Here is a 14,720-nt window from a genome sequence, read left to right as displayed (position 1 = left end):
ACTATAAGAATAATAATATAAGGACGTTTTATGGCGACTGCTTCTTCACGCGCTGCCCCTATTGGCCTAGTTATCGGTTGTATTATCTTCGGGCTGGGCAGTCTGATTGTCGCTCACGTCGATATCGGTGGCTGGGCGATGTCATTTTGGCGACTGGCCATTTCAGGTATTGTCTTTGCGATTTTAGCCAAGGTGATGCGCCAACAGATGCCACAATCAAAACGTGCTATTTTTTATGGTTTATTGTCAGGTGCATTTTTAGGCTTAGACTTGGCGCTTTGGCACGAGAGTATTTACGCTGTGGGTCCTGGTATTTCGACCCTGCTCAATAGCTTACAAATCTTCTTCTTGGCTGCCATTGGTTTTTTATATTTCAATGAGCGCCAATCTATCGTGCAGATCATCAGTTTATTTTTAGCGATGCTGGGCGTTGCAATGATAGGCAGTCCTGAATTTGCACACAATACCGCTGCCACTTGGGGATTTGTCACGGGTATTGTGTCAGGAGCAATGCTAGGTGCGTCGATGACTTTTATTCGAAAGACACATGATACCGAACCGACACCGATATTTATGCTGATGCAGCTGATTAGTATCGGTGGCGTCTTAGCCATGATTGTGCCTATGTTTATATTCGATACAGGTCATATTTTGCCCAACACATGGTCTAAGATTGGTTGGGTGCTTATCTACGGGACAGTGATGCAGTGTTTGGCATGGGGTCTGATTGCTTATTCTATTCCTAAGTTGTCTCTGGCATTGACGGGTCTGTTATTGTTAACTGAACCCATCGCCGCTTTGGTTATTGACTATAGCTGGCTGGACAAACCTATCAATGGCTTACAATGGGGCGGCGCGTTATTGACCATGCTTGCAATCTACTTAGGCTCCTTAAAGCCAAAGCCACATTCTCTGCGGCGCTATCGGTTTTTTTCGCGGTTTTATAAGCGAGACTATAAGTAATTAAGTAATATTGATACGGTTACTTAAACTGCCATTCAACAAAAAGCGCCCATGCTACAGATAGCATGGGCGCTTTTTATTAGAGAAGATATACGTTTACTATTTTTATTCGATAGACTCAAATTTTAATCTTATCAGCATTACTTATTTAACGTCAGAACTTTTATTAAATAAGGCATTTAGCAAGATAGCAGCCAACGTAGCGGTGCCGATACCACCCAAATCAAAACCACCTAAGTGCAAGCTAAAGTTACCTGTACCCATGATTACGGTCACTGCCGCGATGATCAGATTGCTATTTTTACTAAAATCAATGTGGCTGTCGATCCAGATTTTTATCCCAGCGATCGTGATCAGACCGAAAACGACGATAGAAGCGCCGCCCAATAAAGCCGCTGGTATCGTTTGAATAATGGCACCAAATTTTGGTGATAACCCTAATATAATAGCGACCATACCTGCGACGACAAATATCGTTGTGCTATATACTTTGGTGACCGCCATCACCCCGATGTTTTCAGCATAGGTAGTCACACCTGTACCGCCAAATCCTGCTGAGAAAGTCGTTGCCAAGCCATCGGCAAAAAATGCTCGGCCCATATAAGGGGTCACGCGAGACTTGGTCATACCTTCCACTGCCTTAAAGTGACCTAAGTTTTCAGCGACCAAAATAAAGGCGACAGGCGCAATGAGAATAATAGCGCTCATCTCAAAGCGTGGGGTATGGATGCTGGGAAGACCAAACCATGCAGCCGCAGCGACTGCGCTAAAATCAATTGCCGTCCCAAAACCTAGGATATTGGTCATCACAAAATAAGCGATGTATGATAATACCAAACCCACGAGTAGCAGCAAACGACGTAACATGCCACGGGTAAATACCGCCACTCCACTGATGAGTAGTACGGTCAACGTAGCCATCCAAGCATCAAACTGATTGGCAGAAACCCCTTGGATAGTAACTGGTGCCAAATTAAGACCAATAATCATGACAATAGCACCGGTGACGATAGGCGGCATCAAGCGCTCAATCCAGCCAGTGCCTGTTTTCATCACTAACAGGCCAATCAGCGCATAAATGATACCGCAGGCCATGATACCGCCTAGCGCGACATTCAAATTGGCATTGAACCCTGCCCCTGCATACGCAGTTACCGCAATCACTGGACCAATAAAAGCAAAGCTTGATCCCAAGTAGCTTGGCATACGCCCACCCGTGATCATAAAGAACATCACCGTACAGATACCAGACATCAAAATGGCTAAGTTAGGGTCAAATCCCATCAATAATGGCGCAAGGACGGTCGCACCAAACATGGCAAATGTATGTTGTATACCAAGTAATACACTCTTTGACGGTGGCAAATAATCATTGATACCCACTGGATCACGATCCAAATCACCTTTGTAAGGTCGCCATGTCGGAAACCAGCGACCATTTTCAAAATCTGGATTGTGCGGATAACTGATGGCTGCTGAATCAATACCTGCAGCTTCCAATGCATTGTGAGCTGACTGATTTTGAGCGCTGTTGTCTGAAGCTGGTGATGGGTCTTTTTGAGATGGCATGCGCGCTTGTCCTATGTGAGCTGAGGTAATAGGCTAAAATAATGGAAAAAGTAAAAACGGTGCGAAATTGGGGGGATAGTAGCGAACGCGATAGAAGTCGTAAACAATATAAATAAGCACTATCGTCTTCTATCGATAATATGTCATCCCAATTCATTCATTTATGTTGTAATATGACAAACCAAAAGTATTATTTGGTATGATAGCCAGTTCTTGGCTGGTTGTATTGGATCACTATGTATAACCAAAGATGCTGTGTGATCAAAAGCACGTTTGCTCTTCTGCCAACCAGCCTATTTAATAGCGATATTAACTTACAGGATGTTACATAGTCGTTAACTCCGAGCATGATAGCGGAGTTTCAAAACAAATAAAAGTGATTATTCAGTCACCATCTGTACTCTTTAATAGCAATATTTTTATAGACGGTCGCTCACAAGTCTTCTGTAGTGGGCCTTGAGAGTGACGACTGCCTATTATATTTTCAATAAAAGCGCTCAAGGCAATTATCACAATTGTTCAAGCCTTTGAATTTTCGGTAACTCATTATGATTAGTATTTTTGATTTATTTAAAATCGGCATTGGTCCATCGAGCTCACATACAGTGGGACCAATGGTGGCAGCCAATTTATTTTTAGACTCATTGACCAAGCAAATGGAACTGACGGCTATCGCAAAGATTGAAATCGAGCTTTATGGCTCTTTGGCGGCGACAGGAAAAGGGCACGCAACAGATACTGCCATATTGTTAGGGTTACTTGGCCATACACCTAGCACCATCGATACACGTATGACCAGCAGCTATCTTTCTCCTATTTTTTCTGGCAAGACATTAAATGTGTCAGGTATTCACACGATTGCATTTGATACAGAGCAGGATATTTATTGGTACGACGATACTGTCCTGCCCTATCACCCTAACGCATTGACGCTTCGTGCTATATCGACTGACGGTATTCGTTATCAGCAGACCTACTATTCGATTGGTGGTGGTTTTGTCATCAATAAAGAAGATGCCACCGATCCAGATGAAGATCATGCCAGCCCAACGATCGATAGCGTTCCTTATCCTTTTAATAATGCAGCAGAACTACTAGAACAATGTCGTCAGTATGATTTGAGCATCAGCGAATTAGTACTGGCCAATGAATGCCACTTCCATGACAAAGAGACAGTGTTTGCCTACCTAGATAGTATTTGGGAGGTCATGCAAGATTGTGTTAAGCAAGGCTGTGAAAATGGCGGTATTTTGCCAGGTGGCTTGGATGTCAAACGCCGCGCACAAGATTTGCACAGGCAGCTGTCTGCGGAAAAAGACCAACCTATCACCAACAATGACAAATTGGCCGCCATGGACTGGGTAGACTTGTACGCGCTCGCCGTCAATGAAGAAAACGCCAATGGCGGCAAAGTTGTGACCGCACCCACCAATGGCGCAGCAGGTATTATTCCTGCAGTATTGCACTACTATCGTGATTTTTTACCTAACTATAGCCAAGATGGTGTCCGCAAGTTTTTATTGAACGCCACCGCTATCGGTAGCCTAATCAAGCAAAACGCTTCCATCTCTGGTGCTGAAGTCGGCTGCCAAGGCGAGGTTGGATCGGCATGTGCTATGGCAGGTTCTGCATTAGCAGAGATCATGAATGGGACACCAGCTAAATGCTTAAATGCGGCAGAAATCGGTATTGAGCATAATTTAGGTCTAACCTGCGACCCTATTGGTGGACTGGTGCAGGTGCCTTGCATCGAGCGCAATGCCATGGGGGCGGTCAAAGCTATCAACGCAGCACGTTTAGCCTGTAGAGGAAATGGCCAGCACTTCGTCTCTTTGGATAAGGCTATAGAAACTATGAAGCAGACAGGTGCTGATATGTCTGATAAATATAAAGAGACCGCTCGTGGTGGCCTAGCTGTCTATGCTGATAATAGAATTCCTACTGCGATGCGCGGCGTTAGTGTTAACTACAGTCAATGTTAATGCAATTGATAAATGTTACCTTTAACCACGCTATCTCATCATAGCAGCAGATATAGTATCAATAAAAAGGCCGCTATATATTAGCGGCCTTTTTATTAGTTGTATACTTGCAAGCTGTACTATTCAGCAGTTTTTGAAACGACTTCATTTAAAATCCAAACTGGTTTGACCACATTAGATCCTTCAGCAGTGACTGCTTCTTGGCGTACATCTAATACATAACGGTAGTTTGGCTCATAAGTGAAACCTTGAATGTTACCACTTAAAGTGGTGTAGTTTTTCTGATAAGTTTGGCGATACTGTAGGCACTGTGATTCAACCATCGTACCGTCTGTTGCAGTCAGGTCACAAACTGCTTTACGCGGTGCGATTTCTACTTCAAAACTTGGAATATTTACCACTTTGACGTTCATAGGCTGTCCTTCTACAACCATTGTACGTTCATTGTCCATGTCCATAGTAGAACAACCAGTAAGAGCAAAAGTTGTCATCAATGCTGCAAGTGCTAATCTTTTCATTATTCAATCCTCAGATAATTGGTAATAATTCTTCATTTTCTATCTAAATTTATTATTTTAAAAACTCTACTGCATTTCTTCATACAACAAAGCTTCTTTCTATCATGATGATATTTAGAGTCACGCTAATTGAAATCTCTAGCCAGCTTTACTAGCGATGTAGTGAATATCATCTGTTTACCCCAGCAAGTATAGGTCGCAATTCACCTTACTCTCTATGACTGCTTTGTAAAGTAACGTCAGCTTTTGCAACTGATGTTAATAAAGCGTATTGAATAGCAGAGTAATTTGATAACAGCTTAATATTAGACATAAAAAAGCCAGAGCAATAATCACTCTGGCTTTTTATAAATAGATTTAAAAAATCTGTCAAGATTGAAACTTTTAAGACCGTTTCTAACTGCGATAGTCAGCGTTTATTTTGACGTAGTCGTATGACAAATCGCAGGTATACACCGTATCGCTAGCATCACCACGAGCCAAATCAATGTGAATAGTAATCTCAGCGCGGCTCATGACTTTTTTACCTGCTTCTTCTGTATAGCTGGGCGCGACACCGCCATTTTGACAAATCATCACCTCATCTAAATACACATCAACTTGCTCGGTGTCTAGGTCGTCAATACCAGCATAACCGACTGCCGCCAAGATGCGCCCCCAGTTTGCATCACTCGCAAAGAACGCCGTTTTTACCAGCGGCGAATGCGCCACAGCATAAGCCACATCACAGCACTCTTGCGTGGTCTGCCCGCCAGTCACTTTAACCGTCATAAACTTGGTCGCCCCTTCACCATCACGCACGATAAGCTGCGCTAGGCGTACAAAGACGTCGCGCAGTGCATCAAAAACGGCCTGATAATGCGGATGCGCTGGACTATCAATCACCTCTGAGCTGGCAGCACCTGTCGCAATCAACACGCAGCAGTCGTTGGTCGATGTATCCCCATCAACGGTAATACGGTTAAACGACTGCTCATTGATAGCGCTGAGCATCTCTTGCAATAAGTCGGCCGCGATATTGGCATCGGTTGCGACATAACCCAGCATAGTCGCCATATTTGGACGTATCATGCCTGAGCCTTTTGACATGCCAGTGATATGATAGCTAGTACCTGCAACGTCGACTTTTTGGCTTGCAAGCTTAGGGACAGTATCTGTCGTTCGGATACCGTTAGCAGCAGCCAACCAGTTATCAGAGGCTAAGTTCGCTAACGCATCGTCTAAGCCTGCAATGACCGCGTCACTATTTAATGGCTCGCCAATCACGCCAGTAGAGAATGGCAATACTGTATTAGCCTCTACGCCAGCTTTTTTAGCCAAGGCAATACAGATTTCAGTAGCGCGGCGTTTACCATCAGCGCCCGTCCCTGCGTTTGCATTACCTGTATTGGTTACCAGATAACGCGGACTAGCCTTGGTAAAGTGCTCACGTAATATACGTACAGGCGCGGCGCAAAATGTATTTTTGGTCGTGACAACTGCGGTCGTGGCATGTTCAGCGATTTCAATCACGACCAAATCATCACGATTTTTGTAGCGTACGCCCGCGGCAGTTGCGCTCAGCTTAATGCCATCAATGGGATAAATAATATCAGGTACTGCTACGTTTCCAACAGACATAGTAAAATCCTTATTTTTCAATTTTTATCGTTGTTTTTAGGTGATGTAATAAACACTATAATTGATCCAATTTAAGAGTGGTACAAGGCAACCGAGTGCAGATGGATATATCATACTTCAAGCAAGGTTAACGCCGTAATGCTTTTATAGTGGATTGACTATATATCTGAATATTACGGTTTTTTTAGATCGAATGCTGACCAAATGGGTGCATGATCTGAGGGTTTTTCCATCGCACGCAGCTCATAGCTGATGCCAGCACCAATGCATTCACTAACGAGGTCTGAGGTGCATAAAATATGATCAATACGTAAACCGCGCTTGGGTTCATCATTAAAGCCGCGGCTGCGATAATCAAACCAACTATATAACTCTGTACTCTCTGGATAATGCAAACGGTACGTATCGGTCAACTCACGCGACATTAATGCTGAGTACCATTCGCGTTCCTCTGGCAAAAATGAGGTTTTTCTATTTTTTAACCAGCGCTTTGCATTGACCTCACCGATACCGATATCGATGTCCTCTGGCGCAATATTCATATCACCCATGACAATGATCGAACGACCTTCTGCCTTTAGTGTATCAATATAAGCCATTAAATCTGCATAATAAGCACGCTTCATCGGAAATTTGATCGGATGGTCTTGGCTCTCTCCTTGTGGAAAATAACCATTGAGCACATCCACTTCACGCCCTTCAAGCTCATAGCGTGCATGTATAAAACGCTTTTGTGCTTCTTCGTCATCACCAGGAAAGCCTTTTTGTACAAATATAGGCGCCACTTTTGACAGTAGCGCCACGCCATAATGTCCTTTTTGCCCGAAATACTCTACGTGATATCCTAGAGCTTTTATGTCATCAAGTGGAAATTGATCGTCATGGACTTTGGTCTCTTGTAGACCCATGACATCAGGATCGATTACTTCGCGCACTGCCTCAAGCTGATGCTGGCGAGCGCGGATACCATTGATATTAAAACTGACAAAACGGGTCATAAACTGTCCTATACTGATTGGTTAAAAGACTGTGCTGATATAGATGAGTCTGATACAAAAGCCTATGATAACAGACCTAGGCTGCCCTAGCTGTTGCATGGCCTTATATCTTGAGCTAGAGTAGCGCTTATTATAAATATAATAGAGACTATTTTTTGTCGGGTTTCTTATTTGCCCACATATATAAATTACGTTCGCTAAACAACCTTTATCAAAAATACTGAGCCCGTTATGACGACAACTGAGCATAAAAATACAAATACAGCCGTAAATAACGACATTGAACCACTATTTGCTAAAGATTATAACGTCTACATCAACCATACGGATGCAGGCGGCATCGTTTATCATGCCAACCATCTGGTGTTTTTTGAAAACTGCCGCCGTGATTGGTTTACCAAGCTGGGTCTAAACGGTTATTTTTTGCAAACTGATGATGGCGACATACAGCATTTTGTCGTGAGTCAGGCGGATTTACAATACAAGAGAGCCATTCTCTTAGATGAAATCATTACTGTACGTATCGATAAAGTGGAGCTAAAGCCTGCTAGCATCATATTTTATCAAAGCATTCGCCGTAGCACATCAGATAATAGCGCTACAGACAAAACCACTAGCCAGATATTAAGTAGCACCAAAATCGTCATTGCTTGTGTACAAAACCTTGTTAAGCCAGAACCAATGGCTAATAACGAAACAAATAACGCTCAACCTGACAACGCAGTAAATACCACACCCATGCGTCCTATCCGTGTACCAAAAGAATTACGAGATGCCATTGAGCAGGCGATTAGTGAGCAAACGAACGAGCGACTGTAGAACGCTATGCGCATTGATCCTGATAGACCCTTGCTTGAATTTAATAATCTCTGGGTGCATGGCAGGCCGGTAGTCGGTAGCGATAATCCTAAGCATAGTAGTGGTGAACAGACAAAAACCTTTGTACCGCATAAACTCTATCAAAGGTGGTTAAATAAGCGACAAAAAAATGCGCTATCTGATGGACTATCGCCTCATAGCCGCATATTGATAAACGGTGCGAGTGGCAAGCTACTATCAGGACAAATCACCATGTTGACAGGGGCTTCTGGTAGTGGCAAATCTGTCCTCTTGCGGGTGCTGGCAGGATTGTTGCCGATGAGCACTGGTGATATTCATTTGCGTAGTGATGCCACGCCACATCAGCGAGATGAAAGCATTCACACCACATCGCCAATTACTTGGCGCAAGCAAGTGGCGCTGCTTGCTCAACAGCCACAGCTGTTAGAGGGCAATGTCCTTGATAATTTAAAGATGCCTTATGCTTTAGACGCGCATCAGACCCAAAGTTTTGATATAAACTGGCATTTGACCCAACTTGCGTCTTTGAATAAAAATGCAGACTTTTTGCAACAAGAGGCCAACCACTTATCGGGTGGTGAGCGTCAGCTGGTCAATACCTTACGCCTACTACAACTCAATCCGCGAGTACTATTACTAGATGAGCCAACCGCCGCGCTAGATATCGACACCTCAGCGCAGTTGGTCAGCTTGCTGATGAGATGGTTGCAGGCCAACAGGCAGCGCTCGTTATTATGGGTAACTCACGATACCAAAGAGATTATGTCATTAGCCAGTAGACATTGGCATATGCAAGCAGGTGTACTAACCGAAGCGCCCTAGGGCACGATATGATGCTCAAAAACTTGCTCGAAACCTTCATTACATCGTGCTCATGACATTACTGCCTTCCTTTATAATGAGCCCCATCAACGGTATGAATCATATGCAAGTATTTTTAACTTACAGTGATATTGCGCTTGCCAGTTGTATGATTATCATCGTATTACTCATCTCATGGCAACTGCGCTTAAAACTGACAAAAACGCTGTTGATAGCTGCTATTCGCACCATTGTGCAGCTTAGCTTTATCGGTCTGATACTGGCATGGATTTTTGCCCGTGAGCAGTGGTATGAAGTGTTGCTGATTTTGACCATTATGACCCTGATTGCAGGGAGTGCTGCCAAAAATCGTGTCAAACGCAGCTATAAAGGGTTGCTAACCGATACGCTAATAGCCGTCGGCACCTCAGCGACACTGGTCACTGCAATAGCGATGATCGTTATCCTAAGAGTACAGCCTTGGTATACGCCGCAATTCATTATTCCTATACTGGGGCTGATATTAGGCAATTCTTTGACTGCCATCTCATTAACGAGCAATCAGTTGATCGAAGCTTTTCATGAGCAGCAAGGGCGTATCGAGATGATGCTGAGTCTTTCTGCTCGACCATTTGAGGCCGTCCATGAGCAGATTCGTGCCGCAATCACAAATGGCATGACCCCAACGCTCAACTCTATGCTAGTCGTCGGTATTGTCAGCTTGCCCGGTATGATGACGGGGCAAATATTGGCTGGTGCCGACCCCACACAAGCGGTCCGCTATCAGATAATCACGATGTTTTTGATCTGTGTGAGTAGCACACTTGGCTGTACCATCAGCGCGCTGCTCATTTATCGACGCTTTTTTAATAAAAACAAGCAGTTTATTCTGCCTCATTGATACCATTTTCTCTTTGCATGATATTCATCTTATTGACCATCAAACGTTGCCAGCTTAGTGACTTGCACCATGAATGAGTCATATCCATTTTAATACTTACGCAATCACTTCTCTGTTTTATCAATAAATCCTTCTACCCTATTGACACGTTTGACTCACTCAAAAACTTATCTTGCGGTAGCAAATTTCTTATACATCATATACCTGCTGTAGTGTTCAGCTTTATCTATGTACTGCTCAGTCTTGCTTTCTATTATTGTCTTCAACATTATTCATGCTACTGTATTGCTTAAATGTATCGTTTTTTTGATACCGTAGTTGCAAAAACCAGATAATATCTACTTGAAATACAGCTTATTTCTTTCATTGCATTATCTAATTGTTTGATTCATTTAACTCACCCATCAGTAGTTAATTAGATTGAACAACGGCAACAACAGCAAGCAGACATGGACGTTACTGCATCCAATAGCAGGTTAATCACATTAATGCTGATTTGTGATATTGACATGCATATGACTGCTTTCTTAAAAAACATTCACCTATATCAAACTGCAAGGACGCTGACTATGATGCCGAACAAACCTTGGCTTGCCAATTATCCCGATGGTGTACCTAAGACTATCAACCCTGATAGATATAGCAGCATAATGGAGCTGTACGAGGAATGCTTTGACCGCTTTCGTATGCACCCTATGAGTATCTGTATGGGTGTGACTCATACTTATCATGATGTCAATAACGCCTCGTTGGCCGTCGCCGCATGGCTACAATCTCAGGGACTACCACAAGGCAGTGTGGTGGCACTGATGATGCCAAACGTGCCGCAGTATCTGCCCACGATGATTGGTATCTTGCGGGCAGGCTATGTATGCACCCCAGTCAATCCACTCTATACAGGCCGCGAGCTGCGTCATCAGCTCAACGACTCAGGCGCACAAATTATCTTTGTGGTAGACAACTTTGCCCAAGCGCTCGAGCAGGTCATCGGCGAGACCAAAATCAAACGTATTGTCTTATCAAAAATGGGCGATATGATGGGGCTCAAAGGCATCTTGGTCAATACTATCATTCGCCAAGTCAAACGTCTGGTCCCCAAATACAAGCTCAACGACCCAAAGTATCAAGTCACCAAACTCCCTGATGTGCTCAAAAAAGGCAAAAACCTTCCCTTTCAAAAGCCAAAAATGTCACTTGATCAAAAGGCGTTTTTGCAATATACCGGCGGCACGACAGGATTATCAAAGGGTGCCATCTTGTCGCAGCGTAATATCGTGGCGGCGGCGATGCAATCAGAGGCTTGGACCCGCCCTATCACCTCTGAGATCAATGAGGTATATATCAATATGGTCATGGCGCTACCGCTGTATCATATCTTTGCCTTTATGCTCAGCTTGCTCGGCATGCGCTCAGGTTATACCTTTATTTTGATACCCAACCCGCGCGATATACCAGGGTTTATCAAAACCTTATCAAAACAGCCTTTCCATATTTTTCCAGCGGTCAATACGCTGTTTAAAGGCTTGCTAGATCATCCAGACTTTAAACACCTAGATTTTAGCTCGCTACGTATCTCGCAGGCAGGTGGTATGGCGGCGACCGAACAAACCGCCACTCGCTGGCTTGAGACCACTGGCTGTGCGATGATCGAAGGTTGGGGGATGACCGAAGGCGTGGCGGTCGGTACGGCCAACGTCATCACAGATCGTAAGTTTAACGGCACAATTGGTGTGCCCGTCCCTAGCGTCGATGCCATTGTGATTGATGATGAGGGCAAGCGCGTCGGTGTAAACCAAGCAGGCGAGCTGTGTATCAAAGGCCCTAACGTCACCTCAGGTTATTTAAACAGAGACAGCAGTGATGACTTTACCAGCGATGGTTACTTCCGTACTGGTGATATCGTTAGTATGGATGAAAAAGGCTATTTTAGACTGTTGGACCGTAAAAAAGACATGATTTTGGTCTCTGGTTTTAACGTCTTTCCTAATGAGATTGAGTCTGTCATGCTTGACTGCGACGGTATCGTTGATTGTGCGGTCATTGGTATTCCTGATGAGCGCCAAGGCGAGGCAGTCAAAATCTATGTGGTGCCTGCGGACAACAATGTCACCAAAGAAGCTATCAAAGAATTTGCGCTGGACAACTTAACGGGTTATAAATGTCCGCGCTATATTGAATTTGTGAGTGATCTGCCAAAGAGTAATGTTGGTAAAGTATTACGTCAAAAACTGCGTGAGAAACATCATGCAGACCACCCTCAACACTAAGTAGCTTCTCTTGAAAAAAGCGCCCTATATCAATAATAAGGCGCTTTTTTGTTGCACCTATTTGCTTTTAATGTCTCATTGAAAGATAAATGTATCGAGCACAAATTTTTATCTACTCTGATCAATTCTGTATACCCTTCACTCTCCAACATATATTTTTTCATATATCAAACCCAAATATAAACTATCAAGTTCTCGTATGCCTGTAACGAGTTTAGTTGTAGTTATGTTAATGTAAACCCGCAATGTGTCACTAAGTTTTCTGTCGATTTAGATTAATCGAATATTGACTTTAGACACGTCAAAACTGTTGATTTGAAAGGTATTTCAATTTTAGAAACAGTAACCCGTTATTTGATCTACCCAGAAGCGTATTTATTAAGCGTTTAGTCTTGGTAGTTAAATCAAATTTTATAGAGGACTCTGTACGTTAGCAGTATGTGAAAACAAAGGATAGCACTCGACAATTTATTGCTCAAAGAGCAATGATGTATATCGTCGACATGGATGTGACTACTTTTTTATAGACCCTTAACTTATCTTAATTTAAGGACGCTTGGCATGACAGTAGAGAAACCTTGGCTTGCTCAATACCCAGAAAACGTACCCAAGACCATTAATCCCGATCAATATGAAAGCCTCATAGAGTTGTATGAAGAGTGCTTCAACCGTTTTCGTATGCATCCGATGACTATCTGCATGGGTGTGACTCATACTTATGATGACGTTGACAAAGCATCATTGGCAGTAGCAGCATGGTTACAAGCTCAAGGCTTACCTAAAGGCAGCGTCGTGGCACTCATGATGCCAAACGTTCCACAATATTTACCAATCATGATTGGTATCTTACGCGCAGGTTACGTCTGTACCCCGATCAACCCACTATATACAGGTCGTGAGCTGCGTCATCAATTGAATGACTCAGGCGCTCAGGTGATTTTTGTGGTGGATAACTTTGCTCAAGCGCTAGAGCAAGTCATTGAAGAGACCAATATCAAGCGTATTGTACTCTCAAAAATGGGCGATATGATGGGCTTAAAAGGTATTTTGGTAAATACTGTCATCCGTCAAGTCAAACGCTTAGTGCCTAAATACAATCTAAATGACCCTAAGTACAAAGTCACGAAATTCCCTGAAGTACTGAAAAAAGGACGTAATCTACCGCTTCAAGCACCCAAAGCCACCTTGCAGCAAAAAGCGATTTTGCAGTACACAGGCGGCACAACGGGTCTGTCTAAGGGTGCTGTTTTGACGCAGCGTAATGTCGTCGCAGCGGCGATGCAATCAGAAGCATGGTATCGTCCAGTCACCTCAGATATCAATGAGGTATATATCAATATGGTAATGGCATTGCCGCTCTATCATATTTTTGCGTTTATGCTCAGCTTACTTGGTATGCGTTCAGGCTACACTTTTATTCTAGTACCCAATCCGCGTGATATGCCAGGGTTTATCAAAACGCTATCAAAACAACCGTTCCATATTTTCCCTGCGGTAAACACTTTGTTTAAAGGTTTACTTGATCAGCCAAATTTCAAAGATTTGGACTTTAGCTCATTGCGTATCACGCAAGCCGGTGGTATGGCGGCAACCGAGCAAACAGCAGCCCGTTGGTTAGAAGTTACTGGCTGTCCGATGGTTGAAGGTTGGGGTATGACTGAAGGTGTTGCAGCGGGTACCGCCAACGTCATTACTGATCGTAAGTTCAACGGTACAATCGGCATACCAGTTCCTAGTGTCGATATCATCGTCGTTGACGAAAATGGTGAACGTGTCGCCATGCATGAGGCAGGTGAGATGTGCATCAAAGGCCCAAACGTCATGTCAGGCTATTTCAATCGAGACAATACCAATGATTTCACAAGCGATGGTTACTTCCGTACTGGCGATATTGTGAGCATGGATGAAAAAGGCTACTTCACTTTACTAGACCGTAAAAAAGATATGATTTTGGTGTCAGGATTCAATGTATTTCCAAATGAGATTGAAGCGGTCATGCTTGACCATGAAGGTATCGTCGATTGCGCCGTGATTGGTATCCCTGATGAAAAACAAGGTGAAGCCGTCAAAATCTATATTGTGCCTGCAGACAACAATGTCACCAAAGAAGACATCAAAGAGTTTGCATTAGACAATTTAACGGGTTATAAGTGCCCGCGTCATATCGAGTTTGTCAGCGAACTACCAAAAAGTAATGTCGGTAAAGTATTGCGTCAAAAGCTACGTGAGCAGCACATATCAGACAACCCGTAAACACTATA

At 43.5% G+C, this 14,720-nt stretch carries 11 protein-coding genes; 7 read left to right on the top strand and 4 right to left on the bottom strand.

The window, feature by feature from the left end; all coding sequences use genetic code 11:
• Nucleotides 1-30: 30 nt before the first annotated feature.
• Nucleotides 31-963: a DMT family transporter gene (locus HL061_RS00775; RefSeq protein ID WP_252962406.1), complete on the top strand. Its 933-nt coding sequence runs from the start codon at nucleotides 31-33 to the stop codon at nucleotides 961-963.
• A gap of 144 nt (nucleotides 964-1,107) precedes the next feature.
• On the opposite strand, the gene HL061_RS00770 is transcribed toward HL061_RS00775, so the two are convergent.
• Nucleotides 1,108-2,532 carry a solute carrier family 23 protein gene (locus HL061_RS00770; protein ID WP_252962405.1) on the bottom strand — a complete coding sequence of 475 codons (1,425 nt, stop codon included), beginning with the start codon at nucleotides 2,530-2,532 and terminating at the stop codon, nucleotides 1,108-1,110.
• A 548-nt stretch (nucleotides 2,533-3,080) separates the two neighbouring features.
• Between HL061_RS00770 and HL061_RS00765 the strand changes: the two genes are divergently transcribed.
• The gene (locus tag HL061_RS00765) at nucleotides 3,081-4,514 is read left to right on the top strand and encodes an L-serine ammonia-lyase (protein ID WP_093069127.1); all 1,434 of its coding nucleotides are present in this window, start codon (nucleotides 3,081-3,083) and stop codon (nucleotides 4,512-4,514) included.
• Nucleotides 4,515-4,633: 119 nt separating this feature from the next.
• On the opposite strand, the gene HL061_RS00760 is transcribed toward HL061_RS00765, so the two are convergent.
• From HL061_RS00760 to xthA, 3 genes are all read right to left on the bottom strand, one after another.
• A complete protein-coding gene (locus HL061_RS00760; protein WP_058024290.1) occupies nucleotides 4,634-5,032 on the bottom strand; it encodes a DUF4377 domain-containing protein in 399 nt (132 codons plus the stop codon).
• A 396-nt stretch (nucleotides 5,033-5,428) separates the two neighbouring features.
• Nucleotides 5,429-6,652: a bifunctional glutamate N-acetyltransferase/amino-acid acetyltransferase ArgJ gene (argJ, locus tag HL061_RS00755; RefSeq protein ID WP_093069124.1), complete on the bottom strand. Its 1,224-nt coding sequence runs from the start codon at nucleotides 6,650-6,652 to the stop codon at nucleotides 5,429-5,431.
• Nucleotides 6,653-6,825: 173 nt separating this feature from the next.
• On the bottom strand, nucleotides 6,826-7,650 hold the full coding sequence (xthA, locus tag HL061_RS00750) for an exodeoxyribonuclease III (RefSeq protein ID WP_252962404.1): 825 nt from the start codon (nucleotides 7,648-7,650) through the stop codon (nucleotides 6,826-6,828).
• A gap of 231 nt (nucleotides 7,651-7,881) precedes the next feature.
• On the opposite strand from xthA, the gene HL061_RS00745 reads away from it, so the two are divergent.
• The 5 genes from HL061_RS00745 to HL061_RS00725 all read left to right on the top strand — a co-directional run bounded on the left by HL061_RS00745 (nucleotide 7,882) and on the right by HL061_RS00725 (nucleotide 14,712).
• Nucleotides 7,882-8,469 carry a thioesterase family protein gene (locus HL061_RS00745; RefSeq protein ID WP_252962403.1) on the top strand — a complete coding sequence of 196 codons (588 nt, stop codon included), beginning with the start codon at nucleotides 7,882-7,884 and terminating at the stop codon, nucleotides 8,467-8,469.
• A 6-nt stretch (nucleotides 8,470-8,475) separates the two neighbouring features.
• Nucleotides 8,476-9,312 (top strand): ATP-binding cassette domain-containing protein, encoded by an 837-nt coding sequence (locus HL061_RS00740; RefSeq protein ID WP_252962402.1) that lies wholly within the window; start codon nucleotides 8,476-8,478, stop codon nucleotides 9,310-9,312.
• Nucleotides 9,313-9,415: 103 nt separating this feature from the next.
• Nucleotides 9,416-10,192 (top strand): iron export ABC transporter permease subunit FetB, encoded by a 777-nt coding sequence (fetB, locus tag HL061_RS00735; protein WP_240364987.1) that lies wholly within the window; start codon nucleotides 9,416-9,418, stop codon nucleotides 10,190-10,192.
• A 569-nt stretch (nucleotides 10,193-10,761) separates the two neighbouring features.
• Nucleotides 10,762-12,459, top strand: coding sequence for an AMP-binding protein (locus HL061_RS00730; RefSeq protein ID WP_252962401.1), 1,698 nt, complete (start codon nucleotides 10,762-10,764; stop codon nucleotides 12,457-12,459).
• A 561-nt stretch (nucleotides 12,460-13,020) separates the two neighbouring features.
• A complete protein-coding gene (locus HL061_RS00725; RefSeq protein WP_071001468.1) occupies nucleotides 13,021-14,712 on the top strand; it encodes an AMP-binding protein in 1,692 nt (563 codons plus the stop codon).
• The last annotated feature ends 8 nt before the right edge of the window (nucleotides 14,713-14,720 follow it).

Origin of the sequence: Psychrobacter sp. PSP, assembly GCF_024085615.1 — a bacterium.
In the GTDB taxonomy this organism is placed as follows: domain Bacteria; phylum Pseudomonadota; class Gammaproteobacteria; order Pseudomonadales; family Moraxellaceae; genus Psychrobacter; species Psychrobacter pacificensis.
The sequence above is the reverse complement of the archived record's forward strand: the minus strand, read 5'-3'. Positions and strand labels throughout refer to the sequence as shown.

What these genes read in the sequence shown, in the direction of transcription:
- HL061_RS00770 (WP_252962405.1), bottom strand. Translation starts at nt 2,532, where the DNA reads ATGCCATCTCAAAAAGACCCATCACCAGCTTCAGACAACAGCGCTCAA.
- xthA (WP_252962404.1), bottom strand. Translation starts at nt 7,650, where the DNA reads ATGACCCGTTTTGTCAGTTTTAATATCAATGGTATCCGCGCTCGCCAG.
- HL061_RS00775 (WP_252962406.1), top strand. Translation starts at nt 31, where the DNA reads ATGGCGACTGCTTCTTCACGCGCTGCCCCTATTGGCCTAGTTATCGGT.
- HL061_RS00745 (WP_252962403.1), top strand. Translation starts at nt 7,882, where the DNA reads ATGACGACAACTGAGCATAAAAATACAAATACAGCCGTAAATAACGAC.
- fetB (WP_240364987.1), top strand. Translation starts at nt 9,416, where the DNA reads ATGCAAGTATTTTTAACTTACAGTGATATTGCGCTTGCCAGTTGTATG.
- HL061_RS00730 (WP_252962401.1), top strand. Translation starts at nt 10,762, where the DNA reads ATGATGCCGAACAAACCTTGGCTTGCCAATTATCCCGATGGTGTACCT.
- HL061_RS00740 (WP_252962402.1), top strand. Translation starts at nt 8,476, where the DNA reads ATGCGCATTGATCCTGATAGACCCTTGCTTGAATTTAATAATCTCTGG.
- HL061_RS00760 (WP_058024290.1), bottom strand. Translation starts at nt 5,032, where the DNA reads ATGAAAAGATTAGCACTTGCAGCATTGATGACAACTTTTGCTCTTACT.
- HL061_RS00765 (WP_093069127.1), top strand. Translation starts at nt 3,081, where the DNA reads ATGATTAGTATTTTTGATTTATTTAAAATCGGCATTGGTCCATCGAGC.
- argJ (WP_093069124.1), bottom strand. Translation starts at nt 6,652, where the DNA reads ATGTCTGTTGGAAACGTAGCAGTACCTGATATTATTTATCCCATTGAT.
- HL061_RS00725 (WP_071001468.1), top strand. Translation starts at nt 13,021, where the DNA reads ATGACAGTAGAGAAACCTTGGCTTGCTCAATACCCAGAAAACGTACCC.